The organism is Yoonia rosea (genome assembly GCF_900156505.1).
GTDB classification, from domain to species: Bacteria; Pseudomonadota; Alphaproteobacteria; order Rhodobacterales; family Rhodobacteraceae; genus Yoonia; species Yoonia rosea.
Genome location: NZ_FTPR01000003.1, coordinates 1 through 25,303, shown reverse-complemented (window position 1 = coordinate 25,303; position 25,303 = coordinate 1). Strand labels below are relative to the sequence as shown.

40 protein-coding genes are annotated in these 25,303 nt (G+C 55.2%); 4 read left to right on the top strand and 36 right to left on the bottom strand.

The genetic code is table 11. From position 1 onward, the window contains the following. Positions 1-100: 100 nt before the first annotated feature. From B0B09_RS14695 to rpmC, 25 genes are all read right to left on the bottom strand, one after another. The gene (locus B0B09_RS14695) at positions 101-1,120 is read right to left on the bottom strand and encodes an amino acid ABC transporter substrate-binding protein (RefSeq protein ID WP_055295614.1); all 1,020 of its coding nucleotides are present in this window, start codon (positions 1,118-1,120) and stop codon (positions 101-103) included. Positions 1,121-1,336: 216 nt separating this feature from the next. Then, positions 1,337-2,047: an ATP12 family chaperone protein gene (locus B0B09_RS14690; RefSeq protein ID WP_076660714.1), complete on the bottom strand. Its 711-nt coding sequence runs from the start codon at positions 2,045-2,047 to the stop codon at positions 1,337-1,339. A 3-nt stretch (positions 2,048-2,050) separates the two neighbouring features. Further along, positions 2,051-2,716: an HAD-IA family hydrolase gene (locus B0B09_RS14685; RefSeq protein WP_076660713.1), complete on the bottom strand. Its 666-nt coding sequence runs from the start codon at positions 2,714-2,716 to the stop codon at positions 2,051-2,053. Next, positions 2,709-3,764, bottom strand: a complete 1,056-nt coding sequence (locus B0B09_RS14680; protein ID WP_055686605.1) for an RluA family pseudouridine synthase — start codon at positions 3,762-3,764, stop codon at positions 2,709-2,711. The genes B0B09_RS14685 and B0B09_RS14680 overlap by 8 nt, the downstream gene beginning before the upstream one ends. Beyond that, the gene (locus B0B09_RS14675; RefSeq protein ID WP_076660712.1) at positions 3,761-4,120 is read right to left on the bottom strand and encodes a fluoride efflux transporter FluC; all 360 of its coding nucleotides are present in this window, start codon (positions 4,118-4,120) and stop codon (positions 3,761-3,763) included. Before B0B09_RS14675 ends, B0B09_RS14680 begins: the two co-directional genes overlap by 4 nt. Positions 4,121-4,151: 31 nt before the next feature. Next, positions 4,152-5,462, bottom strand: coding sequence for a replication-associated recombination protein A (locus B0B09_RS14670; protein WP_076660711.1), 1,311 nt, complete (start codon positions 5,460-5,462; stop codon positions 4,152-4,154). 84 nt (positions 5,463-5,546) lie between these two features. Then, positions 5,547-5,966, bottom strand: a complete 420-nt coding sequence (rplQ, locus tag B0B09_RS14665) for a 50S ribosomal protein L17 (RefSeq protein WP_076660710.1) — start codon at positions 5,964-5,966, stop codon at positions 5,547-5,549. A 133-nt stretch (positions 5,967-6,099) separates the two neighbouring features. Then, entirely contained in the window at positions 6,100-7,116 is a 1,017-nt protein-coding gene (locus B0B09_RS14660) for a DNA-directed RNA polymerase subunit alpha (protein ID WP_055295946.1), read from the bottom strand. A gap of 112 nt (positions 7,117-7,228) precedes the next feature. Then, positions 7,229-7,618, bottom strand: a complete 390-nt coding sequence (gene rpsK, locus B0B09_RS14655; protein ID WP_008236527.1) for a 30S ribosomal protein S11 — start codon at positions 7,616-7,618, stop codon at positions 7,229-7,231. Positions 7,619-7,631: 13 nt separating this feature from the next. Next, positions 7,632-8,000 carry a 30S ribosomal protein S13 gene (gene rpsM, locus B0B09_RS14650; RefSeq protein ID WP_055295602.1) on the bottom strand — a complete coding sequence of 123 codons (369 nt, stop codon included), beginning with the start codon at positions 7,998-8,000 and terminating at the stop codon, positions 7,632-7,634. A gap of 244 nt (positions 8,001-8,244) precedes the next feature. Beyond that, complete coding sequence (locus tag B0B09_RS14645) at positions 8,245-8,904, bottom strand: adenylate kinase (RefSeq protein ID WP_076660709.1); 660 nt, start codon at positions 8,902-8,904, stop codon at positions 8,245-8,247. Then, positions 8,901-10,259 carry a preprotein translocase subunit SecY gene (secY, locus tag B0B09_RS14640; RefSeq protein WP_076660708.1) on the bottom strand — a complete coding sequence of 453 codons (1,359 nt, stop codon included), beginning with the start codon at positions 10,257-10,259 and terminating at the stop codon, positions 8,901-8,903. Before secY ends, B0B09_RS14645 begins: the two co-directional genes overlap by 4 nt. Positions 10,260-10,364: 105 nt before the next feature. Beyond that, the gene (gene rplO / locus B0B09_RS14635) at positions 10,365-10,838 is read right to left on the bottom strand and encodes a 50S ribosomal protein L15 (RefSeq protein ID WP_055295597.1); all 474 of its coding nucleotides are present in this window, start codon (positions 10,836-10,838) and stop codon (positions 10,365-10,367) included. 314 nt (positions 10,839-11,152) lie between these two features. After that, on the bottom strand, positions 11,153-11,386 hold the full coding sequence (locus B0B09_RS17730; protein ID WP_110549982.1) for a DUF1127 domain-containing protein: 234 nt from the start codon (positions 11,384-11,386) through the stop codon (positions 11,153-11,155). Positions 11,387-11,603: 217 nt separating this feature from the next. Next, the gene (gene rpmD / locus B0B09_RS14625; RefSeq protein ID WP_055295593.1) at positions 11,604-11,792 is read right to left on the bottom strand and encodes a 50S ribosomal protein L30; all 189 of its coding nucleotides are present in this window, start codon (positions 11,790-11,792) and stop codon (positions 11,604-11,606) included. A 13-nt stretch (positions 11,793-11,805) separates the two neighbouring features. Then, on the bottom strand, positions 11,806-12,384 hold the full coding sequence (gene rpsE, locus B0B09_RS14620; protein ID WP_055295591.1) for a 30S ribosomal protein S5: 579 nt from the start codon (positions 12,382-12,384) through the stop codon (positions 11,806-11,808). A gap of 132 nt (positions 12,385-12,516) precedes the next feature. After that, a complete protein-coding gene (gene rplR / locus B0B09_RS14615; RefSeq protein WP_055295590.1) occupies positions 12,517-12,882 on the bottom strand; it encodes a 50S ribosomal protein L18 in 366 nt (121 codons plus the stop codon). 11 nt (positions 12,883-12,893) lie between these two features. Further along, complete coding sequence (gene rplF / locus B0B09_RS14610) at positions 12,894-13,427, bottom strand: 50S ribosomal protein L6 (protein WP_076660707.1); 534 nt, start codon at positions 13,425-13,427, stop codon at positions 12,894-12,896. Between the two features lie 9 nt (positions 13,428-13,436). Continuing rightward, positions 13,437-13,829: a 30S ribosomal protein S8 gene (rpsH, locus tag B0B09_RS14605; RefSeq protein WP_055295586.1), complete on the bottom strand. Its 393-nt coding sequence runs from the start codon at positions 13,827-13,829 to the stop codon at positions 13,437-13,439. Between the two features lie 12 nt (positions 13,830-13,841). Next, complete coding sequence (gene rpsN, locus B0B09_RS14600; protein ID WP_055295584.1) at positions 13,842-14,147, bottom strand: 30S ribosomal protein S14; 306 nt, start codon at positions 14,145-14,147, stop codon at positions 13,842-13,844. Positions 14,148-14,166: 19 nt separating this feature from the next. Then, positions 14,167-14,730: a 50S ribosomal protein L5 gene (rplE, locus tag B0B09_RS14595; protein ID WP_055295583.1), complete on the bottom strand. Its 564-nt coding sequence runs from the start codon at positions 14,728-14,730 to the stop codon at positions 14,167-14,169. Next, on the bottom strand, positions 14,730-15,035 hold the full coding sequence (rplX, locus tag B0B09_RS14590; protein ID WP_055295580.1) for a 50S ribosomal protein L24: 306 nt from the start codon (positions 15,033-15,035) through the stop codon (positions 14,730-14,732). Before rplX ends, rplE begins: the two co-directional genes overlap by 1 nt. 2 nt (positions 15,036-15,037) lie before the next feature. Beyond that, positions 15,038-15,406 (bottom strand): 50S ribosomal protein L14, encoded by a 369-nt coding sequence (gene rplN, locus B0B09_RS14585; protein ID WP_008236500.1) that lies wholly within the window; start codon positions 15,404-15,406, stop codon positions 15,038-15,040. 81 nt (positions 15,407-15,487) lie between these two features. Further along, complete coding sequence (gene rpsQ / locus B0B09_RS14580; protein WP_055295579.1) at positions 15,488-15,718, bottom strand: 30S ribosomal protein S17; 231 nt, start codon at positions 15,716-15,718, stop codon at positions 15,488-15,490. Positions 15,719-15,721: 3 nt separating this feature from the next. Then, on the bottom strand, positions 15,722-15,928 hold the full coding sequence (rpmC, locus tag B0B09_RS14575) for a 50S ribosomal protein L29 (RefSeq protein ID WP_055295577.1): 207 nt from the start codon (positions 15,926-15,928) through the stop codon (positions 15,722-15,724). A 187-nt stretch (positions 15,929-16,115) separates the two neighbouring features. Here rpmC and B0B09_RS14570 point away from each other — a divergent pair, with 187 nt between their 5' ends. Continuing rightward, the gene (locus tag B0B09_RS14570; protein ID WP_076660706.1) at positions 16,116-16,736 is read left to right on the top strand and encodes a TIGR02466 family protein; all 621 of its coding nucleotides are present in this window, start codon (positions 16,116-16,118) and stop codon (positions 16,734-16,736) included. 4 nt (positions 16,737-16,740) lie between these two features. Then, complete coding sequence (locus B0B09_RS14565) at positions 16,741-17,163, top strand: DUF1569 domain-containing protein (protein ID WP_076660705.1); 423 nt, start codon at positions 16,741-16,743, stop codon at positions 17,161-17,163. A gap of 164 nt (positions 17,164-17,327) precedes the next feature. On the opposite strand, the gene rplP is transcribed toward B0B09_RS14565, so the two are convergent. From rplP to rplB, 5 genes are read right to left on the bottom strand one after another with little or no spacing between them, the layout of a single operon-like run. Beyond that, entirely contained in the window at positions 17,328-17,741 is a 414-nt protein-coding gene (gene rplP, locus B0B09_RS14560) for a 50S ribosomal protein L16 (protein WP_055295572.1), read from the bottom strand. A gap of 12 nt (positions 17,742-17,753) precedes the next feature. Continuing rightward, positions 17,754-18,455, bottom strand: a complete 702-nt coding sequence (gene rpsC / locus B0B09_RS14555; RefSeq protein WP_055295570.1) for a 30S ribosomal protein S3 — start codon at positions 18,453-18,455, stop codon at positions 17,754-17,756. Continuing rightward, positions 18,455-18,835, bottom strand: coding sequence for a 50S ribosomal protein L22 (gene rplV, locus B0B09_RS14550; protein WP_008236481.1), 381 nt, complete (start codon positions 18,833-18,835; stop codon positions 18,455-18,457). The genes rpsC and rplV overlap by 1 nt, the downstream gene beginning before the upstream one ends. Positions 18,836-18,838: 3 nt before the next feature. Further along, a complete protein-coding gene (gene rpsS, locus B0B09_RS14545; protein WP_055295568.1) occupies positions 18,839-19,117 on the bottom strand; it encodes a 30S ribosomal protein S19 in 279 nt (92 codons plus the stop codon). Positions 19,118-19,119: 2 nt separating this feature from the next. Beyond that, on the bottom strand, positions 19,120-19,962 hold the full coding sequence (gene rplB / locus B0B09_RS14540; RefSeq protein WP_055295565.1) for a 50S ribosomal protein L2: 843 nt from the start codon (positions 19,960-19,962) through the stop codon (positions 19,120-19,122). A gap of 252 nt (positions 19,963-20,214) precedes the next feature. Here rplB and B0B09_RS14535 point away from each other — a divergent pair, with 252 nt between their 5' ends. Next, positions 20,215-21,006, top strand: coding sequence for a GTPase domain-containing protein (locus tag B0B09_RS14535; protein WP_076660704.1), 792 nt, complete (start codon positions 20,215-20,217; stop codon positions 21,004-21,006). After that, on the top strand, positions 20,987-21,499 hold the full coding sequence (locus tag B0B09_RS14530; protein ID WP_076660703.1) for a hypothetical protein: 513 nt from the start codon (positions 20,987-20,989) through the stop codon (positions 21,497-21,499). The genes B0B09_RS14535 and B0B09_RS14530 overlap by 20 nt, the downstream gene beginning before the upstream one ends. Positions 21,500-21,792: 293 nt before the next feature. On the opposite strand, the gene B0B09_RS14525 is transcribed toward B0B09_RS14530, so the two are convergent. From B0B09_RS14525 to B0B09_RS14500, 6 genes are all read right to left on the bottom strand, one after another. Continuing rightward, the gene (locus B0B09_RS14525) at positions 21,793-22,089 is read right to left on the bottom strand and encodes a 50S ribosomal protein L23 (protein ID WP_008236551.1); all 297 of its coding nucleotides are present in this window, start codon (positions 22,087-22,089) and stop codon (positions 21,793-21,795) included. Next, complete coding sequence (gene rplD / locus B0B09_RS14520; RefSeq protein WP_055295560.1) at positions 22,086-22,706, bottom strand: 50S ribosomal protein L4; 621 nt, start codon at positions 22,704-22,706, stop codon at positions 22,086-22,088. Before rplD ends, B0B09_RS14525 begins: the two co-directional genes overlap by 4 nt. After that, positions 22,706-23,557 (bottom strand): 50S ribosomal protein L3, encoded by an 852-nt coding sequence (rplC, locus tag B0B09_RS14515; RefSeq protein WP_076660702.1) that lies wholly within the window; start codon positions 23,555-23,557, stop codon positions 22,706-22,708. Before rplC ends, rplD begins: the two co-directional genes overlap by 1 nt. Before the next feature lie 12 nt (positions 23,558-23,569). Beyond that, positions 23,570-23,881 (bottom strand): 30S ribosomal protein S10, encoded by a 312-nt coding sequence (gene rpsJ / locus B0B09_RS14510; protein ID WP_055295556.1) that lies wholly within the window; start codon positions 23,879-23,881, stop codon positions 23,570-23,572. 165 nt (positions 23,882-24,046) lie between these two features. Beyond that, positions 24,047-24,826, bottom strand: coding sequence for a hypothetical protein (locus B0B09_RS17805; protein WP_131825034.1), 780 nt, complete (start codon positions 24,824-24,826; stop codon positions 24,047-24,049). Positions 24,827-25,024: 198 nt separating this feature from the next. Next, positions 25,025-25,303: EF-Tu C-terminal domain-related protein (locus B0B09_RS14500; protein WP_446001694.1), on the bottom strand; the 279-nt coding region annotated here is incomplete at its 5' end.

The following is a 25,303-nucleotide window of genomic DNA, read 5'->3' as shown; positions in this document are numbered from 1 at the left end:
TTGATTTGGCTGCTTATGCAACTCGTTTGCGCCGATTTTTATGATCGTCTTGGTGAAAGGGCGCGGTTTGAACCGCGCCCTTTGATCTTATCCGAATTCCTTAGCGGAACGGAGGCGTGTACAGCAGACCACCATCTGTCCACTGCGCGTTCAGGCCGCGAGCCAGACCGATTGGTGTGTTCTCACCGATGTTCTTTTCGAACAGCTCGCCGTAGTTACCACCAGCAGCGATTGCGTTCTTCGCCCAGTCTGCTTCCAGACCCAGCATCGCGCCCAGTTCACCTTCGGTGCCCAGCAGACGGTTGACTTCTGGGTTACCAGTTGGTGCAGCTGCCAGCTCTTCGATGTTGGCAGATGTGACGCCCAGCTCTTCAGCGGCGATCAGCGCGTTCAGTGTCCAACGCACAACGTCACCCCAGTCGTTGTCGCCGTGGCGAACAAGCGGACCGAGTGGCTCTTTCGAGATGATCTCTGGCAGGATGATGTGATCCTGTGGGTTCTCGAATGCAGCACGTGTCGCAGCCAGACCGGATGCGTCAGTTGTATAAACGTCGCATGCACCAGCGAGGTACTGCTGCTGACCTTCAGCGTTTGTTTCGATTGGCACTGGCTCATAGCTGATGTTGTTGGCGCGGAAGTAGTCGGCCAGGTTCAGCTCGGTTGTTGTACCGGTTTGGATGCAAACGGTCGCACCGTCGAGTTCTTTCGCGGAGGACACACCCAGATCGCGTGGCGCAATGAAGCCCTGACCATCATAGTAGTTGATGCCAACGAATTCAAACTTCAGGTCCACGTCGCGGCTGAATGTCCATGTTGTGTTGCGTGCCAGCATGTCGATCTCGCCGGAAGCCAGCGCTGTAAAGCGTGTCTTACCAGTTGTTGGAACGAATTCGACTGCATTCGGATCACCCAAAACAGCAGCAGCAACAGCGCGGCAAACGCCCACGTCAAAGCCGTCCCACACGCCGTTCGCGTCTGGTGAAGCGAAGCCGATAAGGCCAGTTGTTACGCCACAGTTCAGTGTGCCGCGCTCTTTCACGTCATCAAGCGTCGCCGCCGAAGCCATGCTTGCAGCAAAGCCTGCAACAGTGAGTGCGCCGTAAAATGCGGTTTTTTTCATTTTTACCTCTTCCTGAGTTTCCGCTCCATAATCAGAGCAGCCAATTTTTATCCCGTCCCGAAGACAGTCGTGATCAGTGAGCCGGTCGAACCAACTCAATGAACAGAGAGTTTGGGTATTCTGGTCTAGAGTCAAGGGCAGCAGCCGAAAAACACGTGGCAGATGCCACTAAATGAGGCACTTTTCGGTGTGTTCGGTGCAAACACTGGCTTTCCCTTAGGTCAGTGAAAACCTGTAAAACCGTGCGGCATCCTCAAAGGCCCGCCGTTTGATCGCTTCGGCGGCGGTGGCCTCTTCGTCTTCGCCCCATTGCGCGATTTGCCAATGCTCATCTACGCGTGAAAGCAACCATGCCCTTTCAACCGCGATCACCTCGCGCGTCACCCCGAGTGCGAGGATCAAAGAGCCCGAAAGGCTGATCAGATCGTGGACTGCGGCCAAGGCGAATTCATCGAACACCGCAAGCTCATCGCGCAGCTTGCCAAGCGCCTCTGGGTTTTGCGCGACATGCATCACACCCTCGCCGACGGCAAGCCGCACACCCAGTGCGTCCGCCGCCCAGTCCAGCATCGGATCCCACGCGTCGGCCTGCTTCTGGATCAGGCCCTCGGGCCCCGCTGCGCGATAGCAGAGCAGATCGCTGTCGCCATATTCTGCCAGCATCGCAATGACTTCTTCACGTTGCGTGCGGACTTTGTCGATTGCGGCGTTCGCACCGCGGGTCACAGGCATAGTGCGCGGATCAATCACCTTTTCCTGCGCGTCCCACTCTTTTGCAATCGCGTCGGCCATCGCGTGGGTCGGCACAGCAAGCGGCGCTTTCGCGGGTGTCCGCACCGGACGCCCGTCAAGCAATACCGTAAAACCGCCCTCACAGACCTCGGCCTGCGCCTGTTTCCAAAACCGCTTTGGTTGCCAGTCACTCATCGTTCAATAGCCTATCAATTGGTCCACAACACCCGAGAGCGCTGCAAAGTCATCAATCATTGCATCGGGTTGCAGTGTTTCTGCGGGATGATAGCCCCAAGTAACCCCGATCTTTTTGATACCTGCCGCGCGCGCCATATCCATGTCGAACGTCGTATCACCCAACATCACAGCCTTATGCGGCATGACGCCGGTTTCATTCAGGGCCGTCAGAATCATCGAGGGGTTGGGTTTTGACGGATGGTGGTCCGCCACCTGTTCGGAATGGAACACCCCCGTCAGCCCGTGCCGTTCCAACACCTTATCAAGCCCTCTCCGCGACTTGCCCGTCGCCACGGCCAAGAGCGTGTGATCCTGCGCGCGCAATTCATCTAGCGCCTCACGCGCGCCATCAAAAAGCGGACCCATCTCCTTGTCTTGAGAGCGCAAGGTCATGAAACCGTCTTTGTAGGCCGCAACCATACGGGCACGACGCGTCTCATCCGAATCAGGACACAACACCTGAAAAGCCTCGGCCAGTGATAATCCAACAATCGACAGGACCGTCTCGCGCTCTGGCAGCGCCATACCCTCGGCTTGAAACGCGAGCGCCATCGCGGCCAGAATCTCGGCCTGACTGTCGACGAGCGTTCCGTCGACGTCAAAGATCACCAGCCGCAGATCACTCATCCGGCATATTGAACGGGTCAACGGGCGCGTGGCCGACAACCCAGCCCACGAAATCCCACGTGTTTTGCATATGCTCTGGCAAAGGCGCTGTGATGTGCAGGATCGCCCCCGTGGCAGGGTGTTCGATCGTCAGGCTGCGCGCATGCAAATGCAACTTGCGGCCAATCTCGCTTCCCATCCCTGCGCCCCAACCATCGCCAAGGTTTTCCTGACTGGATCCGCCATATTTGCCATCACCGATAATCGGATGGCCAATCTCGGCCATATGCGCGCGCAACTGGTGTGTGCGCCCCGTAATCGGCACCAAAGCACACCATGATGCGCGGCTGGCAAGCGTATCCATCACGGCATAATCACTGGTCGCACGCTTGGCGCCCTCAACACTGTCCAAATCACGCGGATGCACACAGCGCATCTTTTCATTCTCGCCGCCACGGCCATGACCGGACGCTTTCACCAGCCCGTATTTGATCGTCCCTGCACGCGGGTGCGGCACGCCTGCGACGGCGGCCCAGTAAATCTTGCGCGTCTCGCGGTGCTTGAGGTTCTCGGTCAATTGCTTAGCCATCATGCGGGTGCGCGCCAGCAGCAGAACACCGGACGTATCCTTATCCAGACGATGCACCAAACGCGGCTTTTCGTCGTAATCAAACATCAAAGCCTCGGCCAATCCGTCCACATGGCGGGTGGTGTTTGTGCCACCTTGGGTGGCCAAACCATGCGGCTTGTTGATGGCAATGATATGGTCATCTTTGTAGATGACGCAGGACTGGATCAGCTTGGCATCCGCTTTGGTGACACCACGCTTGGCAAGGTTGGCCGCCGCAGCGGCCTCTTCCTCGGTTGGCAAAGGCGGAATCCGTACCTTTTGCCCAATATCCAGACGCGTGTTCGATTTCACCCGCCCGCCATCAACACGCAGCTCGCCTTTGCGGCACATCTTTTCGATCCGCCCTTGGGTCAGATGCGGGAACAGACGGCGCAGATAGCGGTCTAGCCGCTGGTCGCCGTCATCAGGGCCGATCACCCGCGTTTGTACGCCACTCATGTCGTCATTCCTTTGGCAAGCCACAGACCCAGCCCGCAGGCCATCAAAGACAAAATCACCGAGCCCGCGATATAGACACCTGCAGTGGTGAAACGCCCCTCTTCGAACAGACGCAATGCGTCCAACGTAAAAGCAGAAAAGGTGGTGAAACCACCCAAAAGCCCCGTCATCACAAAGGGCAGCCAATGCTGCAGACCGCGATCCGCCAGATGCACCCAGATCATGCCAATGGCAAAGGACCCGACTACATTGACCGTCAGCGTGCCCAATGGAAACGCCACGGTCAAACCGACCACATAGCGCAGCACAGAGCCGATCGCCCCACCGAGGGCCACAGAGATTACAGGTGTCATCATGCCGCCCCCATGGGCCTTTGTGCCAGCCTTGTCAATTCTTGCCCCGTTTGGCACGCAGTCCGGCAAAGAAATCAACGCGCTTTTTCAGCTCACGCTCGAACCCGCGATCCACGGGGATGTAATAGACGCCGCGCTTCATCGTTTCGGGGAAATAGTTCTGGCCACTAAACCCGTCCTCGGCATCGTGGTCATAGGCATACCCCGCGCCAAAGCCCTGCTCTTTCATCAAAGTGGTCGGCGCGTTCAAGATATGCGCAGGGGGTGGTTCCGACCCTGTCTGTTTGGCCGCATTCACTGCCGCCTTATAGGCCACATAGGTGGCGTTCGATTTCGGCGCGAGGGCCAGATAGGTCACCGCCTGCGCCAGCGCCAACTCGCCCTCTGGCGATCCGAGGCGCTCGTAGGTTTCCCATGATTGCAGACACACCGCTTGCGCCTGTGGATCAGCAAGGCCGATATCCTCAACCGCCATGCGCGTGATGCGCCGCGCAAGAAACCGTGGGTCCTCGCCCCCTGCCAGCATACGCGCAAACCAGTAAAGCGCTGCATCAGGGTCCGAGCCGCGCACGGATTTATGCAGCGCACTGATCAGATTGTAATGTTCATCACCGGATTTGTCGTATTTCGTCGCACGCTTCATCAGGCGTTTGGTCAGGTCATCGCGGCCCAGTTTGGTGTCGGTTTTCCACGCCGCCACCTGCTCAATCAGGTTCAAAAGGGCGCGACCATCGCCATCGGCCATGTTCAACAGCGCCTCGCGCGCGGGGCCGTCAAGCGGCAAGGTACGATCCAGTTCCTTTTCGGCCCGTTGGGCAAGCAGTTCGAGGTCTTTGAGGTCAAGACGGGTGAGGATGAAAACCTGGCTTCGGCTCAAAACAGCGGCGTTCAACTCAAAACTGGGGTTTTCGGTCGTGGCACCCACCAGCAGAATGGTCCCGTCTTCCATATACGGCAGAAACCCGTCTTGCTGGGCTTTGTTGAAACGATGGATTTCATCGACAAACAGCAGGGTGCCCTTGCCGTTCTGGCGGCGCATCTTGGCGGCCTCGAACACCTTGCGCAGTTCCGGTACACCGGTGAAAATCGCACTGATCTGGACGAAATGCAGGTCGGTTTCGGCCGCCAGCAAGCGGGCGATCGTTGTTTTGCCCACGCCAGGCGGACCCCAGAAAATCAGCGATGATAAGGAACCAGAAGCCAGCATCGTGCCCAATGGCGCATCAGGGCCGAGCACCTGCTGCTGGCCGATGACCTCGGACAGGTTTTTGGGCCGCAAACGATCCGCCAGCGGGCGGGGGCCCGCGGGGGTATCGGTGGGGGTGCTGTCAAACAGATCGGCCATGGCAGAAACATAAGCTTTGTTCAAAAAAGCGAAAGCCCCGCCAGAATGGCAGGGCTTTGCGAAACTCAGGTGATGCAGGGGAAATTAATCCTCAGCGGCCTCGTATTCGGCCAGACGGGCCTTGTCAGCCGCGCCTTTTGCATCGACATCACGGTCGACGAATTCGATGATCGCCATTGGCGCCATGTCACCGTAACGGAAACCCGCTTTGATGATGCGGACATAACCGCCCTGACGTTCGGCGTAGCGTGGCCCAAGCACTTCGAACAGTTTTGCAGTGTGCATTTCCTGCTTCAGCTGTGCGTTGGCCTGACGGCGTGCGTGCAGATCGCCGCGCTTTCCAAGTGTGACCAGCTTTTCAACGATACGGCGCAGTTCTTTCGCCTTGGGCAATGTTGTCTTGATTTGCTCATGCTCAATGAGCGAGCCAGCCATGTTCGCGAACAGCGCCTTGCGGTGCTCGTGTGTGCGGTTCAGGCGGCGGTAACCTCGTGCGTGACGCATGTGATAGTCTCCATTTTGTTTTAGGATGGGCCGATGCGATGCGTGTCGCTGGCTCCGTTAGTGGGGCACCATGCCCAGGATGTTCCCCGCCAGTGCGGGCATTTTGGGTGGGCCCGTAAGCCCACCCGAATTCTTAGAACTGGTCTTCGAACTTTTTGGCCAGATCTTCGATGTTGTCTGGTGGCCAGTCCTCAACGTCCATGCCAAGGTGCAGCCCCATACCCGACAGCACTTCTTTGATTTCGTTCAAAGATTTGCGGCCAAAGTTCGGCGTGCGCAGCATTTCTGCTTCGGTTTTCTGGATCAGATCGCCGATATACACGATGTTGTCGTTCTTGAGGCAGTTTGCCGAACGGACAGACAGTTCCAGCTCGTCCACTTTCTTCAACAGAAGCGGGTTGAACTCGAGACCGTCGTCGTCAGCACCAGCGGTTGCCGATTCAGGCTCATCAAAGTTGACGAAGATCGACAGCTGGTCCTGCAGGATGCGCGCGGCGTAAGCAACTGCATCATCAGGGGTCAGCGACCCGTCTGTTTCAACCTTCATGGTCAGCTTGTCATAGTCCAGAACCTGACCTTCGCGGGTCGGCTGCACGTCATAGCTGACTTTTTTCACAGGCGAGTAGATCGCATCAACGGCCATCATGCCAATCGGTGCGTCTTCTGGCTTGTTCTTGTCGGCCGCAACATAGCCCTTACCGGTATTCACGGTCAGTTCCATGTACAGATCGGCACCTTCATCAAGGTGGCAGATCACGTGATCTTTGTTGAGGATCTCGATGCCGGCAGTCTCGGAAATGTCCGCAGCGGTCACTACGCCCGGGCCTTTGGCCTGAACGGACAAACGCTTTGGTCCTTCGACTTCCATGCGGATCGCAACACCTTTGAGGTTCAACACGATGTCGGTGACGTCTTCACGCACACCGGAAACGCTTGAGAACTCGTGCAGAACGTTGTCAATCTGAACGGCAGTAATGGCAGCACCCTGAAGGGAGCTCATCAAAATACGGCGCAGGGCGTTGCCCAATGTCAAACCAAAGCCACGCTCGAGTGGTTCTGCAATGACCGTGGCCTGACGCGCAGGATCGTTGCCCGGCTTAACTTCTAATTGAGTCGGCTTAATCAACTCAGCCCAGTTTTTGTGGATCATATGTCCCTCCATACTAGTCTGCCTTCATGTCCAAAAAGGCAAACGCCCGAGGTTAAAATGACGGATTGGGGCCGTGCGAAATCATGCACGACCCCAAGGCGTTTGGGTGTAATTAGACGCGGCGACGCTTTGGTGGGCGGCAACCGTTGTGGGCCATTGGGGTCACGTCACGGATCGATGTGATGTTGAAACCAACTGCGGCCAATGCGCGAAGCGCAGATTCACGACCGGAACCAGGACCCTGCACTTCGACTTCCAGCGTTTTCACGCCGTGATCTTGTGCTTTCTTGCCTGCATCCTCAGCAGCCATTTGAGCCGCGTAGGGTGTGGATTTCCGCGAACCTTTGAAACCCATCGTGCCAGCAGACGACCATGAAATGGCGTTGCCCTGCACGTCGGAGATCAGGATCTTTGTGTTGTTGAAAGAAGAGTTCACATGCGCAACACCGGCTGCGATGTTCTTGGAAACCTTCTTCTTGGTGCGTTTTGTATCACGTGCCATTGATCAAGCTTCCTTATTTCTTCTTACCAGCAATGGCCTTTGCAGGACCCTTGCGTGTACGTGCGTTTGTCGAAGTACGCTGACCACGAACCGGCAGGTTACGACGGTGGCGCAGGCCACGGTAGCAACCAAGGTCCATCAGACGCTTGATGTTCATCTGTGTCTCGCGACGCAGGTCACCTTCCACTGTCAGGTTCGCGTCGATGTATTCACGGATCGACAGCACTTCTGCGTCAGAAAGCTGGTTTACACGACGCGCGAGATCAATGTTGGTCGCTGCGCAGATTTCTTCGGCTTTGGCAGAACCAATACCGGTGATATAAGTAAGGGCGATTGGAACCCGCTTTGCAGTCGGGATGTTTACGCCGGCAATACGTGCCACGTTGCTATTCCTTTTCGTTGCGGGTCCGTCGTTCCAGACCCTTTTTTCACAACGGAAGCCCGGACCTTTAGGGCGCCGGGCTGCGTCATATCGAGGTGCCTTGTGATCTTCGGGGGCGACCCGTTAACCACAAAATGATTCCCATGTGGGATGGCGCTGTTTAGGGGGCATTTGCCGAGGCGTCAAGGCGCTGAGGCGGCGCAAAAGGCAATTTGCCAATTCCGCCCTGCCCCGCTGCGAAATATCAGTTTTTTTCGCTTTGCCGCAGCGCGGAAGCGATGCTGGTGGCGACGTCATCCATGCTGGCCAGACCATCCACAGATTTCAGATCACCCTTGGCATAGTAGTAACCGACCAACGGGCTCGTTTGCTTGTAATAGGCCATCAAACGGGTCCGCAGGCTGTCCGCGTTGTCATCGGCACGGCGCTGGAAATTTGTGCCGCCACACTTGCCGCATTTACCATTCGCCGGGATCGGCTTGGTATTGTCATTATAGACTTCACCACAATCAGCACAGGTCGAGCGTGCGGTGATGCGATCAACAAGCGCCTCATCGTCGACTTGCATCTCGATCACGCAGTCAAGGTTCTCACCCATCTCGACCAGGAGATTTCCCAACGCATCAGCCTGCGCCAATGTGCGCGGAAAGCCGTCAAAGATATATCCGCCCTTGCCGTCGTCACTTTCAAGCTGTTCGCGGATAAGCCCGATCACGATCTCATCAGTCACAAGATCACCACGGTCCATAACGGCCGCAACAGTCTTGCCCATTTCGGTTCCGCTGGTGCGGGCGGCGCGCAGCATATCGCCAGTGCTGAGCTGCACCATGTTGCGTTCTTCAACAAGCTTGCGTGCCTGTGTTCCCTTACCCGCCCCCGGCGGTCCCAGCAGAATGATATTCATCGGCGTGATGGCCCTTTACGTTTTGCGCTACGCTTGCCACGCAATTGAGACTTCTCAATCAGGCCTTCGTATTGATGTGCCACCAAGTGTGACTGGATTTGCTGGATCGTGTCCATACCCACAGACACAATAATCAGGATTGATGTGCCGCCAAAGTAGAACGGGATCGACAGTTCGGCGCGGATAATCTCGGGCAATAGCGCCACAAGCGCCAGATACCCCGAGCCCAGCACAAGAATTCGCGTGACGACGTAGTCGAGATATTCCTCGGTCTTCTTGCCGGGGCGAATGCCGGGCACAAAGCCGTTCTGGTTTTTCAGGTTCTCGGCGACGTCTTCGGTCTTGAAGGCAACTTCACGGGTGTAGAAATACGTGAAGAAAATGATCATGCCGCCAAAGAAGATCAGATAGAGCGGCTGGCCAGGACCAAAGAGCGCCAGAATGGTCGACATCAAGGGGCCGGATGATCCGCCGCTGAATGTACTGATCGTCGTTGGCAGCAAGAGCAAGGCAGAGGCAAAAATCGCAGGGATGACACCTGCGGGGTTCACCTTGATCGGCAGGTGGCTGGTGGAGCCGTCATAAACCTTCATGCCGCGCTGCTGGCGCGGGTACTGGATGTGGATCTTGCGCAGTGACCGTTCCATGAAAACAACAAAGGTCAGAACCACGATCAGCATCAGGATAATCCCGATGATGACCAGCGGGCTGATCGCGCCGGACCGGCCCTGCGACAGGAACTGCGCAAGTGCTGCAGGGATTTCGGCAATAATGCCAACGAAGATGATCAAAGAGATACCGTTGCCGATACCGCGTGCCGTGATCTGCTCACCCAGCCACATCAGGAACATACAGCCACCAACGATGGTGATGACAGTCGAAGCCTGGAAAAACAGGCCCGGATCAGCCGCAAGACCGCCCGCTTCAAGGCTGACAGCAAGGCCGTACGCCTGTGCCGTGGCCAGAATGACGGTGAAGTAACGGGTATATTGGTTCAGCTTGCGGCGCCCCTGCTCCCCCTCTTTCTTGAGGTTCTTGAGCGGCTCCCACATGGATCCCAAAAGCTGCATCACGATCGAGGCAGAGATGTAGGGCATAATGCCGAGCGTAAAGATCGCCATGCGCGACAGGGCACCACCGGTGAACATCGACAGGATGCCACCAATGCCCGACTGCGCGTCTTCCATGAACTGCTGCAAGGCAATACCGTCAATGCCGGGAACCGGAATGAAGGTGCCAAGACGGTAGATAATCAGCAAACCAATCGTAAACAGGATGCGCTGACGCAGTTCAGTTGCTTTGCCGAAGGCGCTCCAACTGACGTTGGCTGCCATTTGCTCTGCTGCAGAAGCCATATGGGTCTCTTTTCAATAGAAACGCCGCGATACCGTTTCCCGGATCGCGGCGTTTGGGAAAACTTGAAGAGCTATGTAAGCGACGGTGACGCCGCTCACAAGGTCTTACTCAGCCGCGGCCGGTGCTGTGACGGTCAATGTGCCGCCAGCCTTTTCAACCGCCTCAACAGCGCCCTTGGAGGCACCGGTGACAGCAATCGTTGCTTTGGCTTTGAAATCGCCTTTGGCAAGAACGCGGATACCGTCCTTCTTGCGACGCACCAGACCGGACGCGATCAGGGCATCTTCGGTGATGTCTGCTTTGACGTCGATCTTGCCTTCGTCTATGAATTTCTGGATCAAACCAAGGTTGATCACAGCGAAAGACTTGCGGTTCGGCTTGTTGAAGCCACGCTTTGGCAGACGCTGGTAGAGTGGCATCTGGCCGCCCTCATAGCCTTTGATGGCTACGCCGGAACGCGATTTTTGACCTTTAATACCACGGCCACCGGTCTTACCTTTGCCGGAACCTGGACCACGGCCAATACGCTTTTTGCCTTTGGTGGCGCCTGGGTTGTCTGAGAGTTCGTTCAGTTTCATGTCGCTTCTCCTTTTGCCGGAATTGGCCCCCAGCGACGGGAGCGGCCAAACACGGCGTTACATCTGAGTCGGAGGCGGACGCCTGCCGACTGCTGGCGTATAGACGGGGGGATGGTTGGCGTCAAGAATGGGATGTCGGTTGAAAGCGATGCGCGCAGGGATACAGAAAATCGCGGCAAAAATAGAAGTTATGCAACCCATAGATGCGCATCATTTCTGCCGCTGGCTGCGCCGGAAAACAAACGCCCCGCAGTTCCCTGCGAGGCGCCATCATTCCAAAGCGTAAGGTGGATCTTGATCCACCTTACCTCAATTCACCGTTCCGCTGTGCCAAAAGCCGCTTCGCGTGCCAGATCGTCGATCAGGAGACGGTTCGTGCCGATATCGGCCAACTCGCGGTCTGACATGCGGTTCAATTGGGTTCTGACTTTGTAGTAAACCGCCTTTTGCGCGCGCGCCTCTTTCAAAGCGGCCAGTTGGGCAGAGATGCGTGCGGATATACGCGCACCGATTTGGGCGGGGGCGAATGTATTGGTCGTAATAGACATGACTTTCGTCCTTTCAATTGCGTGTTGTGACACCGCGACGGCGATGTTTCTCACCCAATAGCTAGGACGCAGGCCGTTATTGTGCAACTGCAGCATCAGAAATGCCGCCATGCAGCATTTGCATGTCAAAGTTTTCATTCTGCCCAAAGAAAAAGCCCTCGGTTTCCCGAGGGCTTCAATTTGTTCTCAGGGCAGTCGGGGGTTACCCCGGCACCACTTATCCGCGCTCTTCGATGATCTCGACGAGGTGAGGGATAGAGTTCACCATACCACGCACGGAAGGTGTATCTTCCAGCTCTTTGGTGCGGTTCATTTTGTTCAGGCCCAGGCCGATCAGCGTTGCGCGCTGCTTTTCGGGGCGGCGGATCGGGGAGCCGATCTGCTTGACGACGATTGTTTTAGCCATCTGTCAGTTCTCCTTACGCGTCAGCTTCAGCAGGTGCTTCGGCCGCTGGGGCTTCGTCACGCTTGGGCAGAATATCAGCAACCTTCTTACCACGACGCTGGGCGACGTTGCGTGGGGATTGCTCTTTGCTCAGACCGTTCATGGTGGCACGGATCATGTTGTAAGGGTTCTGCGAACCGATCGACTTGGATACAACATCCTGCACACCCAACATTTCGAACACGGCACGCATTGGACCACCGGCGATGATACCGGTACCCACTGGGGCTGTGCGCATCACGACTTTACCAGCGCCGTGACGGCCCTCGATATCGTGGTGCAGCGTACGGCCATCGCGCAGTGCAACGCGGATCATCTGGCGCTTGGCTTGCTCGGTGGCTTTACGGATCGCCTCAGGAACTTCCTTGGCTTTCCCTTTGCCAAAGCCGACACGACCTTTTTGGTCGCCAACAACAACAAGTGCTGCGAAGCCAAAGCGCTTACCGCCTTTAACTGTTTTCGAGACCCGGTTGATTGCGACCAGACGGTCCGCAAACTCTGGGGCTTGCTCTTCACGGTTGCGGCCGCGGCCGCGGTTTTCACGTTCTGCCATTGATGGCGTCCTTTGTTTTACTGCCCGAAGGCGTTGTCCAATCGCGGGTCGCCATAGGCGCCGGATCATCGAGCGTGGGTTACACCCACACTACAGGGGGTTGGTAGGGTGGGCAAAAACCCACCCACACCGTTAGATCTTCAGACCACCTTCACGGGCTGCCTCGGCCAAAGCCTTGATCTTGCCGTGAAAGAGGAAACCGCCACGGTCGAAGTAAGCAACCTCGACACCGGCCTTCTTCGCGCGCTCTGCAATTGCAGCGCCCACTTTCGCAGCGGCTTCGATGTTGTTCTTGCCAACGACACCAAGGTCCTTTTCGAGCGAAGACGCTGAGGCGAGTGTTACGCCGTTGACGTCGTCGATCAGCTGGGCGCTGATGTTTTTGTTCGAGCGGTGTACCGACAGACGTGCACGGCCTTGGTTGGCTGTGACGCTGCGAAGTTTGTTCCGAACGCGCATGCGGCGCTTCAGAAACAGTTGTCTCTTGCTGTTTGCCATAATCGCGTTCCTTACTTTTTCTTACCTTCTTTGCGGAAGATATATTCGCCTTTGTACTTAATCCCTTTGCCCTTGTAGGGCTCGGGCTTACGCCAAGCGCGAATATTCGCCGCAACCTGACCAACCTGCTGCTCGTCGATACCTTCGACAAGAATCTCAGTTGGCTTTGCAGATGTCACCGTGACGCCCTCAGGCACCTCAAACTTAACATCGTGGCTGTAGCCCAATGACAGGTTCAGGACATTGCCCTGCATCTGTGCACGGTAACCAACACCCGACAGCTCAAGCTCTTTCTTGAAGCCTTCGGAAACGCCGGTGGCCAAGTTTGCAACCATAGTGCGGCTCATGCCCCACTGCTGGCGTGCACGCTTGGATTTGCCGCGTGGTTCTACAGTCACGACATTGCCATCAACAGTGATGGTGACATCGTCGGTCGCTTTGAAGGTACGGGTCCCCTTGGGGCCTTTCACTTCAACGGTCTGGCCTGACACGGAGGCGGTAACGCCTGCGGGCAGCTCAACCGGTTTTTTACCAATACGAGACATGATATCCCCTTAGAATACAGTGCAGAGCACTTCGCCGCCAATATTGGCCGCCCGTGCTTTGGCATCCGACATCACACCTTGTGAGGTGGAGACAATCGACACACCCAGGCCCTGACGGACGGATGGGATGTCATTGGCGCCCAGGTAAACGCGACGGCCAGGCTTGGAAACCCGCTTCACTTCGCGAATGACAGGGTCACCCTCGTAATACTTCAATTCGATGCTGAAAGCAGGGTGGCCGTCTTTGCCATCCTTCTTTTCGTAGCCGCGGATGTAGCCTTCGTCGGAAAGCACATCCAACACCCAACCGCGCAGTTTGGACGCAGGTGTTTCCACCGACGCTTTACCGCGCATCTGGCCGTTGCGGATACGTGTGAGCATATCACCGATAGGATCATTCATAATATGTGCTCCTTACCAGCTAGACTTGACCATGCCGGGGATTTCGCCATTGGAACCAAGGTCCCGCAGCGCGATCCGGCTGATCTTGAGTTTGCGGTAATAGGCGTGTGGACGCCCGGTCAGCTGGCAACGGTTGTGCAAACGCGTTGCAGAAGAGTTCCGTGGCAGTTTCGCAAGTTCAAGAGTTGCCTTGAACCGCTCTTCTACAGCGATCTCTTTGTTGTTGATGATTGCCTTCAAGGCGGCACGCTTTTCGGCATACTGCTTGACCAGCTTTTCACGCTTCACTTCGCGTGCGATCATGGATTTCTTAGCCATCTCTAAATCTCCCTGGCGCTTAGCTGTTGAACGGCATGTTGAAGTGCTTCAACAGTGCCTTTGCTTCAGCGTCAGTGTTCGCTGTTGTGCAGATCACGATGTCCATGCCCCAGTTCTCATCGATCTTGTCGAAGTTGATTTCTGGGAAGATCAGGTGCTCTTTGATACCGGTGGCATAGTTGCCGCGGCCGTCGAAGGATTTGCCGGATACGCCGCGGAAGTCGCGGATACGTGGCATTGCAACAGTGATCAGACGATCAAGGAATTCGTACATACGGTCGCCACGCAAAGTTACCTTTGCACCCAGCGGCATGTCTTCACGGACGCGGAAACCAGCGATGGATTTCTTGGCGTGTGTTGTCATGGCCTTCTGACCGGCGATTGTTGTCAGATCTTCCTGCGCGGTTTTTGCTTTCTTGCTGTCACGGACAGCTTCTGCACCGCAGCCGATGTTCAGGACAATTTTGTCCAGCTTCGGGATCTGCATCTCGTTTTTGTAACCGAACTCTTCTTTCAGGGCACCACGGATGGTGGCCTTGTAGAGGTCCTTGAGACGGGGGGTATAGTTTGCAGTATCAAGCATCAGATCACATCCCCTGTTGTCTTGGCGAAACGCACCTTGTTGTCGCCATCCATACGGAAGCCAACACGGGTCGCTTTGCCATTCTTGTCAACGATCGCGAGGTTGGACAGCTGGATCGGCATCGCCTTTGGCGTGCGGCCACCCTGTGTCGCTTGTGTTTGCTTCTGGTGACGCACAGCAACATTGATGCCATCGACAACAGCTTTGCCGGACTTGGGGTCAACAGAGCTGATTGTGCCCTTCTTACCCTTATCCTTACCGGCAAGGACGATCACTTCGTCACCTTTACGGAGTTTCGCAGCCATGGTTACAGCACCTCCGGAGCGAGTGAGATGATTTTCATGAAGTTCTTTGCGCGCAACTCACGAACAACTGGGCCAAAGATACGTGTACCGATCGGCTCGTTGTTGTTGTTGAGGATGACAGCAGCGTTGCTGTCAAAACGGATGGCTGTGCCATCGTCGCGGCGTACTTCTTTGGCGGTGCGTACGACGACGGCCTTACGGACGTCACCCTTCTTTACGCGACCGCGTGGAATGGCCTCTTTCACCGAAACAACAATGATGTCTCCAACACTGGCGTAACGACGGTGAGAACCACCCAGAACCTTGATGCACTGAACACGGCGAGCGCCGCTGTTGTCAGCAACATCCAGATTGGTCTGCATCTGGATCATTTGGTTTCCTTTTCCGACCTATGAGCAAGTCCCGATTTCCGTCCGGGGGCCCAGGGTTTCGTTTGAACCGGGTGCTATTGCTTAAGAAGCAATAACCTCCCAGCGTTTGGTTTTCGATTTCGGCGCACATTCCTGAATACGGACGGTATCGCCAACGTTGAAAGCATTTTGCTCGTCATGTGCCCGGTACTTCTTGGACTTACGAACAGTTTTCTGAAGCAGCGGGTGCTTGAAACGGCGCTCGACCGATACAGTGACGGTCTGGGCGTTCTGGTTGCTTGTCACAACCCCTTGCAGGATACGCTTAGGCATGGATTAAGCCTCCGATGCCGCAGCAGCGGCCTTTTCGTTCAGAATTGTTTTTACCTTGGCAGCGTTGCGGCGTGCCGCACGGATGCCTGCTGTGTTTTCCAACTGGCCAGTGGCCTGCTGAAAGCGCAGATTGAAGGATTCTTTTTTCAGGTTCACCAGCTCTTCACGGAGCTGGTCGGGCGTCTTGGCCCGCAGTTCATTGGCGTTCATGCCATATTCCTTTTTCAACATCATCGGCGGGCCGTACGAAACGTCACCCGATTCCCGATGGAGTGGGGGTAGAAGTGCGCCGTTTAGACCCCATCGCTACACAAAGCAACCCCTTGCAGACAAAGAGTTGCAGCGCCTGACGCATCTTGTTCTCGCACTACCACAATGCCTGCGCTAAGACACCTGTATGACAGAAATTAAATCCCTCTTCGCGACCCGCCTGTATCACGCCAAACTCTCCGAGCATGGCGCGCCCGTTGACCCTGCCGAGCTTGAGAACTCCTGCCTTGTCATCGCGGATGATGACGAAGCCGGCCAAGACTGGTGCGAAGAGCACGGGTATCCGGGCTATACCTCTTATGCCTCGCTCAGCGACCTGCCGTGGCGGTTCCCGATCTTCAAAGATCTGGTCGCGGTCCTCGACGCCCATGTCGCGGCCTTCGCCAAGGACCTCGCCTTCGATCTGGGTGACAAGAAACTGCAGCTTGAGGATATCTGGATCAACATCCTTCCCGAGGGCGGCATCCACACCGGCCATATCCACCCCCATTCGGTGATCAGCGGCACAACCTACGTCGCGATGCCGGACGGCGCGAGTGCGATCAAATTCGAAGACCCCCGCCTTGCCATGATGATGGCCGCACCCACACGCATGAAAGACGCGCGCGACGAGCTGCGGACTTTCTTTTATGCGAAACCAGAGGTCGGTGATGTGCTGCTCTGGGAAAGCTGGCTACGGCACGAGGTGCCGATGAATATGTCTGAAGAAGAACGGATATCGGTGAGTTTTAATTATAAGTGGGAGTAACGATATGTCGGACATCGACCTTGCATTCAAACGGCTGGAGGGGCTGGACCTCTCGGCCATCGAGAGTCGCGGTGACTGGGGATTGGGGCGGATGTTTAGCCACCTCGCCCAAGGGGTGGAGTTTTCGATGCACGGTTACCCTGTGCAGAAACCCAAGCTGTTTCAGGCGACGGTGGGAACGCTTGCTTTCAAGGTGTTTTCAGCCAAGGGAAAGATGTCACATGGGCTAAACGAGCCGATCCCCGGCGAAGTCGTGGCCGAAATCAGCGCTTCAGAGGGGTTGGGGCGACTCTGGTCGTCGCTCGAAACCTTCCGGGATTTTGAAGGGCCGATGCAACCGCATTTTGCCTACGGCGGGTTGAGCAAAACGCAATTTGGCAAAGCGCATTTGCTGCATATCGAGAACCATCTGGAAGAAGTGGGCTAACCTAAGTCAACTGTTTCAACTCCGGCTCAAGTCTCCCACCTGACCATAAAAAGCCCCCGCCGATCTCTCGGCAGGGGCTTCTTTATCTCTGCAGTGTGCGGCCCGCGCGTTTGCCTTGCAAATTTGCTACACCGTACCCCGTCAAATCCTACGGATTTGACAGTTTACCAATCTTCGCGAACCACGGTCCGTGTCTTGATCGGCAGCTTCATCGCAGCAAGGCGCAGAGCCTCACGTGCGACCACTTCGGTCACGCCGTCGATTTCGAACATCACGCGGCCTGGTTTGACCTTGCATGCCCAAAAATCGATGGAACCTTTACCTTTACCCATACGTACTTCGATGGGCTTCGAGGTAACAGGCAGATCCGGGAAAATACGGATCCAGACACGGCCCTGACGCTTCATGTGACGTGTCATGGCACGACGTGCAGCTTCGATCTGGCGCGCAGTGATACGCTCAGGCTCGATCGCCTTCAGGCCGTAGGTGCCAAAGTTCAGGTCAGACCCGCCCTTTGCTTCACCACGAATACGGCCTTTGTGCAGCTTGCGGTGTTTTGTACGCTTTGGTTGCAGCATATCATCAGCTCCTTAGCGACGTGGGCCGCGAGGGACAGCGCCCTCTTGCAGCTCAGCATGTTTACGGTCGTGCGCTGATGGATCGTGCTCCATGATCTCACCTTTGTAGATGAAGACCTTGATGCCGATGATCCCATAAGGCGTCATCGCCTCATACAGTGCATAGTCGATGTCGGCGCGCAGCGTGTGCAGCGGCACACGACCTTCGCGGTACCATTCTGTCCGTGCAATTTCAGCACCGCCCAGACGACCGGCAAGGTTGACCCGGATACCCAGGGCGCCCATGCGCATGGCGTTCTGAACCGCACGCTTCATTGCGCGACGGAAGGACACACGACGCTCAAGCTGCTGACCAATGCTTTCGGCAACCAAGGCTGCGTCAAGCTCTGGCTTGCGGACTTCAACGATGTTCAGGTGCAGCTCGGATGCGGTCAGCGCAGCAAGCTTTTTGCGCAGACCTTCGATGTCTGCACCTTTCTTGCCGATGATCACACCGGGACGTGCTGCGTGGATCGTGACGCGGCACTTTTTGTGCGGACGCTCGATGATCACGCGGCTGACGCCGGACTGTGCGCATTCTTTCTTGATGAAAGCCTTGATCTTGAGGTCTTCCAGCAGGAGGTCGCCATAGTCTTTGGTATCAGCGTACCAGCGGCTATCCCAGGTGCGGTTGACCTGAAGACGCATACCGATCGGGTTTACTTTGTTACCCATTATGATTGCTCCTCAACTTGACGCACCTTGATGGTGATCTCTGCAAACGGCTTGATGATCTTACCAAAACGGCCACGTGCCCGTGGGCGACCGCGCTTCATGGTCAGGTTCTTACCGACATAAGCCTCTGCGACGACCAGTTCATCGACGTCAAGGTTGTGGTTGTTCTCGGCGTTGGCGATGGCCGACTGAAGACACTTCTTCACGTCGTCCGAAATCCGCTTTTTCGAGAAAGTCAGGTCAGTCAGCGCCTGCTCGACTTTCTTGCCACGGATCAGGCCAGCAACGAGGTTCAGCTTTTGCGGGGACGTGCGAAGCATGCGCAGTTTTGCCATTGCTTCGTTATCGGCCACGCGGCGGGGATTCTTATCCTTGCTCATGGCTTATTTCCGCTTCGCTTTTTTGTCAGCAGCGTGACCGTAATAGGTGCGGGTTGGTGAGTATTCACCGAACTTCTGACCGATCATGTCTTCTGTGACGTTAACAGGGATGTGCTTCTTGCCGTTGTAAACACCAAAGGTGAGACCAACGAACTGAGGCAGGATTGTCGAACGACGCGACCAGATTTTGATCACTTCGTTGCGGCCGCTTTCGCGCGATGCTTCTGCCTTTTTCAAGACGTAGGCATCCACAAAGGGACCTTTCCATACGGAACGAGCCATAATTAACGACCCTTCTTCTTGGCGTGACGCGAGCGGATGATAAGGCTCTGCGACGCTTTGTTCTTGTTACGGGTACGCTTGCCCTTGGTGTCTTTACCCCAAGGTGTCACAGGCGTACGACCACCAGATGTCCGGCCTTCACCACCACCGTGCGGGTGGTCGATCGGGTTCATGGCAACACCACGCACAGATGGGCGGATGCCCTTGTGACGCATACGGCCTGCTTTACCGAAGTTCTGGTTCGAGTGGTCTGCGTTAGACACAGCACCGACAGTGGCCATGCATTCCTGACGGATCAGGCGCAATTCACCGGATGACAAGCGGACCTGCGCGTAGCCACCGTCACGACCAACGAACTGGGCGTAAGTACCGGCTGCACGGGCGATCTGGCCGCCTTTGCCCGCTTTCATTTCGATGTTGTGAACGATCGTGCCGATAGGCATGCCGCTGAAGGGCATTGCGTTGCCAGGCTTAATGTCGGCCTTGGCGGATGCGATCACCTTGTCACCTACAGCCAAACGCTGTGGGGCAAGGATGTAATTCTGTGTACCGTCTTCGTACTGGATCAGCGCGATAAATGCGGTGCGGTTCGGGTCATATTCGATCCGTGCGACAACAGCAGGCATATCCAGCTTGTTACGCTTGAAATCGACGATGCGGTAAAGACGCTTTGCGCCCCCACCAATACGACGCATAGTGATCCGTCCGGTGTTGTTCCGGCCGCCCGATTTTGTCAGACCCTCAGTGAGAGACTTGACAGGACGTCCTTTCCAAAGCTCCGAACGGTCGATCAGCACCAGCCCACGCTGGCCCGGCGTCGTCGGTTTGTACGACTTGAGTGCCATGTTAGCTTCTTCCGTTTGCTTGGCGGGCCCCTTGCGGAACCCTGATGTGAGAGGCCCCCGTAGGTGCCCATAGATATACCACAAAGACCCCGGAACGAATCCCGAGGTCAAGTGATTGGGGGCGTATAGCGGGGAGGGGTGTGGGTGGCAAGGGGGCTTCTAGTGAACAGACCACCGATTTAGATTACGATAGCAAGATGAATCTAAGCAACTAAAGATTGCAGCGGTAAATTAGAGAGACTACCGTTATTGATGATATTGGAGGCGGGTGAATTGGAAGAAAAAGCAAGTGATTTGGGGAATAATGATTTGACAATCGATGGCGGTTCAGCGGTCTTAGGCGTAACAAGTAGAATGTTGGTCCGCGAGGGTCCGAAGGCCTTAAGTTGGGCTGTAACAAAATTTGCCGGACAGAAAGTTCTAGTGTTAGGCCCACCGGGCTCCGCCAAGACAAGCTTTATCGAATTCTTGCGGTGGGGCAGCCATGTCAAGAAGGACATTAGTATCCCGCAAACAACTAGAACAGAAACAGCCCATAGGGTTTTTAGGGTCAAGGTGGGTGCGCAATCACAGCTTGAATTCAGTGTGAGTTCGATAATTGACACTGCCGGCCACGATGGCCCGTCTGCCGCTGCAGCGGAGCTTGTTCGCCTAAAGCCCAGCATGGTCATACTGATGTTTTCTGTTTCCGATCCATTGAAAGCACAGGAATCCGGCGGGTATTCCATTGAGAGTTGGTTGGACTTTTTCTGTCAGAAGCTTGCTGATCAAGACCAACGAACTGTGGCTTCATTGTTGGAAAAGTGCTTTGTTGTTATTAGTAAGACAGATTTGCGTGCACGTTCGACAGTCAAGAAACACAAGGCAGGCATTAAGCCTAAGTTCCGCGAATGGCTCACAAATGAGAGGGTGAGCAAGGCGATAGTTAAGATGCCGATACTGGACTGCTCCTTTTTAGAAGGTGATGTGAACGAGAAAACTGCAAACTCAGTTGTAGAAGAAATGGCAAAGGCATTGGCGAGAAATGGAAGAAAAGCAGCTTAGTCATGACGAGCGCAAACTGGTAGAGGGGTTCGCAGCGGCTAGTTCTGAAGAGCGTAGCGACCTTTCTCACTTTGCCAATCAGATAAATCTCAAACTGACGGTCTCCCTTGTCAGCTTTCACGTGACTTCTCTTGTAATCAGGTTGGTTTTTCTTGGGACGATTTATGCGAGTACTGTTGGGTACTCTGAAATTTCTTTTCTCATCCCCCTCCTCTTGCTGTGGCTGCTATGGTCGATCCTTGCGGTTTCACGCATAAGAGAAGTCCAATTTAGCCAAGATATTCTCATCGCTCTTTCAAGCTACTCTGGAAGGCAAAGCTTCTTAGATTCTTACATATTCTCATCACGCACCTATGATCGGACACTGGGACTAGTCACTCGGCAGTTCCTGCTGATTGAGCCATCAGTCTGGCTTCTGTTAGCCGTGACTTTCCTAACTGGAATAGCTCAGACCACTATTAGTGGATTTGGCGGTGGTTCGTCCGGTTTCTAATTATCGCTCGATCGCCCATGACTTCACCCCTACCTGCTCTGGATGGATCTGTGCAACTCTGCATCTAGTTTACTGTTCACATCGTCTGGCGGGTTGGCGCTTTGACAGCGTCACGCGCATCGCGATTTTTCGGCATGACTGGCTGGCATAAATTGCGCGACAACGACGTTGCCGATGCCAACCCACGGGCCGCCGCTGGCCCTCGCGCTTGGGTTCGCTGCCCTGACTCCCCGCCCCCGAACAAAAAGGCCCCCGCACTGCGAGGGCCTTTCTAACTTCATCGCGAACCGATCTTACAGACCGGTGCTCACGTCGATTGTGTTGCCTTCTTCGAGCGTCACATAGGCTTTTTTCACGTCTTTACGTGTGCCCAGCGAGCCGCGGAAGCGCTTCACTTTACCTTTGGTGATCGATGTGTTGACCGCTTTGACCTTGACACCAAAGAGGCTTTCAACAGCTTCTTTGATCATCGGTTTGTTCGCGTCGATTGCCACTTCGAAAACAACTGCATTGGCTTCAGAGGCCATCGTTGCTTTCTCGGTGATGATCGGCTTGCGGATCACGTCGTAGTGTTCTGCCTTGGCGTTCATGACAAACGGGCCTCCAGAGCTTCGACACCAGCTTTGGTCAGGACGAGTGTGTCCGACTTGAGGATGTCGTAAACGTTCGCGCCCATGGATGGCAGAACGTTAATGGTTGTGATGTTGGCGGCTGCCTTCTTGAAGTTCTCGTTCACTTCGGCACCGTCGATGATCAGCGCACGCTTCCAGCCCAATGAACCGACCATTTTGGCCAGCGCACCGGTCTTGGCGTCTTTGACTTCGATGGTGTCAACGATCACCAGCTCGCCTGCGGCCACTTTCGCGGACAGGGCGTGCTTGAGACCAAGCTTGCGGAACTTCTTGGGCAGATCATGCGCGTGGCTACGGGGTGTTGGCCCCTTGTAGATACCACCCGAACGGAAGATCGGCGCGCCGCGCGACCCGTGACGTGCGCCACCGGTGCCCTTTTGGCGATAGATCTTCTTGGTGGAATAGCTCACCTCGGAACGACCCAGCACATCGTGTGTACCTGCCATTGCCTTGTTGCGCTGCCAGCGAACGACGCGGTGCAAGATGTCCTTGCGCGGCTCAAGACCGAAGATCTCGTCGTTCAGTTCGACGGAACCAGCTGCCTTGCCGTCCAGTTTGATTGCATCAGCCTTCATTATTTCTCACCTTCTTCTGGTGCGGCATCTTCTGCCGGGGCTTCATTTGCAGCTTCTGCTTCAGCAGCTTCCAGCGCGGCCTGTTCTGCCTCGGCGGCGGCCTTTGCGGCAGCAGCTTCTTCAGCAGCAGCGGCGGCAGCAGCTTCTTCAGACAGACGCTTGGCTTCTTCGTCCATGGACTGCAGGCCAGCAGGGTAGATCACGTTCTCGGGTGTCGGTTTCTTAACCGCATCCTTGATTGTGACCCAGCCACCTTTGGAACCAGGAACAGCGCCTTTGACCATGATGACACCACGGTCAGCATCTGTTTTTACAACTTGCAGGTTCTGTGTGGTCACGCGGGCGGAACCCATGTGGCCGGCCATTTTCTTGCCTTTGAAAACCTTGCCCGGATCCTGACACTGGCCAGTTGAACCGTGTGAACGGTGCGACACGGACACACCGTGTGTCGCGCGCAAACCGCCAAAGTTGTGACGCTTCATCGCACCGGCAAAACCTTTACCGATAGATGTGCCGGAGACGTCAACATACTGACCTTCGAAGTAGTGGTTCGCTGTCAGTGTTTCACCGACATTGATCATGTTCTCTGGGGCAACGCGGAACTCGGCGACCTTGCGCTTGGGTTCTACCTTGGCCGCAGCAAAGTGGCCGCGCATCGCTTTGGATGTGCGTTTGGCTTTGGCATTGCCTGCACCCAACTGAACAGCTGTGTAGCCGTTTGTCTCAGGCGTACGCTGCGCAACAACCTGCAGGTTCTCAAGAGCAAGCACAGTCACAGGGATCTGACGACCGTCTTCCATGAACAGTCGGGTCATGCCGACTTTCTTTGCGATAAGTCCTGTACGGAGCATATGATCTACTCCTTATACAGAAATCTGGACGTCAACACCGGCAGCCAGGTCGAGCTTCATCAGCGCGTCTACTGTCTGTGGTGTTGGGTCGATGATGTCGAGAAGGCGCTTGTGCGTGCGGATCTCGAACTGATCGCGGGATTTCTTGTCAACGTGTGGGCCACGCAGAACAGTGAACTTTTCGATCTTGTTTGGAAGTGGGATCGGTCCACGCACAGATGCGCCAGTGCGCTTTGCTGTGCTAACGATTTCTGCGGTGCTTGCATCAAGGACGCGGAAATCAAAAGCCTTCAGGCGAATACGGATGTTTTGGCTGGCTGCCATGTCATCACCCTTTGATTAGGGCCTAGATCGGAGAGGAGGACCACGGCTCATCCAAAGCCCTCATCGCGTCTTTATTTGTCCAATATATAAAGGGCACGCAAAGCGCACCCTTGTTGGATAGCGGGCGTATAGGGGGAGTCGGGGAGTGTGTAAAGGGGGTTTGGCTCACTGCCTAAGGAAAAAGGTTGGTATTGTTCGCATACGATCTCTTTCGATTGCTCGCTTAAAAAAACCTTCAAAATCGGTGTATTGAGGCGGGTGAATACCTGCAAACCGTGCTGCAGAGAACATTCTTACATTTGGGAAGGCTTCTGTGAGATCTAGTTCGCCACCTCTCGCAAAATCAAACAGGCTCTCCGCCAGAGAATAGAGTAGAGCCCAGCGGTAACAAAGTGATATCCTTGTATAACTGTCGGGGTTCTGTTCGTTGGGCGCGACACTCAATGGCTGTGTCAAATCCTCCCAATCAACACTTGCCAGAGCGACCTGATAGCCTCGCAATATTGCCTGTAGTCTAGCCGAGACTTCCGCATTGCTCACGCGTATAGTGGCTTTAATGCTTTCAATATGGGTCGTTTCAAGAACCATATCTACGCGTGCAAGCGGATCAGCAACTTTTGCATGCCCAACAATGTCTTGCATTCCCCTGATCGAAATTTCACATACTCGACTAAGAGCAAGCGGCAAGACTGCCCTTTCAGCTTCCAGTTCTCCAATTCGAATGGTCTCTGCAATCAAAGCTTGATGTTTGATTTGATGTAAAATTCCACCGTATGCTACACCGGCTGCAAGAAGTGTCGCTCCGATAGTACAAAATTGAACCAGATTTTCTTGTACGACCGAGCCAACAGAAGCATCAAGCACCCAAAAGAACGAAATTGTCAAAATTGTTCCAGCAGCTAAACCTGCCGGAAAATGATTAAATTCGTAACCTGTTTTTTTCAATTTTAAAGACCTGATTCAAAGTGCACGTATTTGTCTTACTTACGTTCCTGCCCCACAACTCCAGAGATAGTTGCCATACTTCGTTCATTTTCTCAAACCAAAAGGCCGCCTCGTTTCCGAAGCGGCCTTTCGTTTGTTTTACCGTTGTGGGTTCTCGGCGATTGCTACGCAATCACCTGCCACCCACTTCAAAGATTGTTATTCAACAATCTTTGATACAACACCGGCGCCGACTGTGCGGCCGCCTTCGCGGATCGCGAAGCGCAGGCCGTCTTCCATCGCGATCGGTGCGATCAGCTCGACGTTGAACTTCAGGTTGTCGCCCGGCATCACCATTTCGGTGCCTTCTGGCAGAACAACTGTGCCTGTGACGTCAGTTGTGCGGAAGTAGAACTGTGGACGGTAGTTCGCGAAGAATGGTGTGTGACGACCACCCTCTTCCTTGGTCAGAATATAGGCTTCTGCCTCGAACTTTGT

Excerpts from the sequence above, each read along its gene's own strand:
- B0B09_RS14680 (WP_055686605.1), bottom strand. The coding sequence starts at position 3,764 with ATGAGTGGCGTACAAACGCGGGTGATCGGCCCTGATGACGGCGACCAG.
- B0B09_RS14690 (WP_076660714.1), bottom strand. The coding sequence starts at position 2,047 with ATGAGTGACTGGCAACCAAAGCGGTTTTGGAAACAGGCGCAGGCCGAG.
- rplB (WP_055295565.1), bottom strand. The coding sequence starts at position 19,962 with ATGGCACTCAAGTCGTACAAACCGACGACGCCGGGCCAGCGTGGGCTG.
- rpsK (WP_008236527.1), bottom strand. The coding sequence starts at position 7,618 with ATGGCACGTGATACAAAACGCACCAAGAAGAAGGTTTCCAAGAACATC.
- B0B09_RS17730 (WP_110549982.1), bottom strand. The coding sequence starts at position 11,386 with ATGTCTATTACGACCAATACATTCGCCCCCGCCCAAATCGGTGCGCGT.
- rplE (WP_055295583.1), bottom strand. The coding sequence starts at position 14,730 with ATGCTTGATACTGCAAACTATACCCCCCGTCTCAAGGACCTCTACAAG.
- rpsC (WP_055295570.1), bottom strand. The coding sequence starts at position 18,455 with ATGGGTAACAAAGTAAACCCGATCGGTATGCGTCTTCAGGTCAACCGC.
- rpmC (WP_055295577.1), bottom strand. The coding sequence starts at position 15,928 with ATGAACGCCAATGAACTGCGGGCCAAGACGCCCGACCAGCTCCGTGAA.
- B0B09_RS14525 (WP_008236551.1), bottom strand. The coding sequence starts at position 22,089 with ATGAACGCCAAGGCAGAACACTACGACGTGATCCGCAAGCCGATCATC.
- rplO (WP_055295597.1), bottom strand. The coding sequence starts at position 10,838 with ATGAAACTGAACGAACTCTCAGACAACCCAGGCGCCACCAAAGGCAAA.
- rpsE (WP_055295591.1), bottom strand. The coding sequence starts at position 12,384 with ATGGCAGAACGTGAAAACCGCGGCCGCGGCCGCAACCGTGAAGAGCAA.
- rpmD (WP_055295593.1), bottom strand. The coding sequence starts at position 11,792 with ATGGCTAAAACAATCGTCGTCAAGCAGATCGGCTCCCCGATCCGCCGC.
- rpsN (WP_055295584.1), bottom strand. The coding sequence starts at position 14,147 with ATGGCTAAGAAATCCATGATCGCACGCGAAGTGAAGCGTGAAAAGCTG.
- B0B09_RS14685 (WP_076660713.1), bottom strand. The coding sequence starts at position 2,716 with ATGAGTGATCTGCGGCTGGTGATCTTTGACGTCGACGGAACGCTCGTC.
- B0B09_RS14695 (WP_055295614.1), bottom strand. The coding sequence starts at position 1,120 with ATGAAAAAAACCGCATTTTACGGCGCACTCACTGTTGCAGGCTTTGCT.
- rpsH (WP_055295586.1), bottom strand. The coding sequence starts at position 13,829 with ATGAATGATCCTATCGGTGATATGCTCACACGTATCCGCAACGGCCAG.
- rplR (WP_055295590.1), bottom strand. The coding sequence starts at position 12,882 with ATGGCAAACAGCAAGAGACAACTGTTTCTGAAGCGCCGCATGCGCGTT.
- B0B09_RS14570 (WP_076660706.1), top strand. The coding sequence starts at position 16,116 with ATGACAGAAATTAAATCCCTCTTCGCGACCCGCCTGTATCACGCCAAA.
- rplC (WP_076660702.1), bottom strand. The coding sequence starts at position 23,557 with ATGCTCCGTACAGGACTTATCGCAAAGAAAGTCGGCATGACCCGACTG.
- B0B09_RS14645 (WP_076660709.1), bottom strand. The coding sequence starts at position 8,904 with ATGAATATCATTCTGCTGGGACCGCCGGGGGCGGGTAAGGGAACACAG.
- B0B09_RS14670 (WP_076660711.1), bottom strand. The coding sequence starts at position 5,462 with ATGGCCGATCTGTTTGACAGCACCCCCACCGATACCCCCGCGGGCCCC.
- rplD (WP_055295560.1), bottom strand. The coding sequence starts at position 22,706 with ATGAAGGCTGATGCAATCAAACTGGACGGCAAGGCAGCTGGTTCCGTC.
- B0B09_RS14530 (WP_076660703.1), top strand. The coding sequence starts at position 20,987 with ATGGAAGAAAAGCAGCTTAGTCATGACGAGCGCAAACTGGTAGAGGGG.
- rpsJ (WP_055295556.1), bottom strand. The coding sequence starts at position 23,881 with ATGGCAGCCAGCCAAAACATCCGTATTCGCCTGAAGGCTTTTGATTTC.
- B0B09_RS14660 (WP_055295946.1), bottom strand. The coding sequence starts at position 7,116 with ATGATCCACAAAAACTGGGCTGAGTTGATTAAGCCGACTCAATTAGAA.
- rplV (WP_008236481.1), bottom strand. The coding sequence starts at position 18,835 with ATGAGCAAGGATAAGAATCCCCGCCGCGTGGCCGATAACGAAGCAATG.
- B0B09_RS14565 (WP_076660705.1), top strand. The coding sequence starts at position 16,741 with ATGTCGGACATCGACCTTGCATTCAAACGGCTGGAGGGGCTGGACCTC.
- B0B09_RS14535 (WP_076660704.1), top strand. The coding sequence starts at position 20,215 with ATGATATTGGAGGCGGGTGAATTGGAAGAAAAAGCAAGTGATTTGGGG.
- rplX (WP_055295580.1), bottom strand. The coding sequence starts at position 15,035 with ATGGCTGCGAAACTCCGTAAAGGTGACGAAGTGATCGTCCTTGCCGGT.
- rplN (WP_008236500.1), bottom strand. The coding sequence starts at position 15,406 with ATGATCCAGATGCAGACCAATCTGGATGTTGCTGACAACAGCGGCGCT.
- secY (WP_076660708.1), bottom strand. The coding sequence starts at position 10,259 with ATGGCTTCTGCAGCAGAGCAAATGGCAGCCAACGTCAGTTGGAGCGCC.
- rplQ (WP_076660710.1), bottom strand. The coding sequence starts at position 5,966 with ATGCGTCACGCACGAGGTTACCGCCGCCTGAACCGCACACACGAGCAC.
- rpsS (WP_055295568.1), bottom strand. The coding sequence starts at position 19,117 with ATGGCTCGTTCCGTATGGAAAGGTCCCTTTGTGGATGCCTACGTCTTG.
- rpsQ (WP_055295579.1), bottom strand. The coding sequence starts at position 15,718 with ATGCCTAAGCGTATCCTGCAAGGGGTTGTGACAAGCAACCAGAACGCC.
- rplF (WP_076660707.1), bottom strand. The coding sequence starts at position 13,427 with ATGTCTCGTATTGGTAAAAAACCGGTTGAGCTGCCCGCAGGCGTTACC.
- rplP (WP_055295572.1), bottom strand. The coding sequence starts at position 17,741 with ATGCTGCAACCAAAGCGTACAAAACACCGCAAGCTGCACAAAGGCCGT.
- B0B09_RS14675 (WP_076660712.1), bottom strand. The coding sequence starts at position 4,120 with ATGATGACACCTGTAATCTCTGTGGCCCTCGGTGGGGCGATCGGCTCT.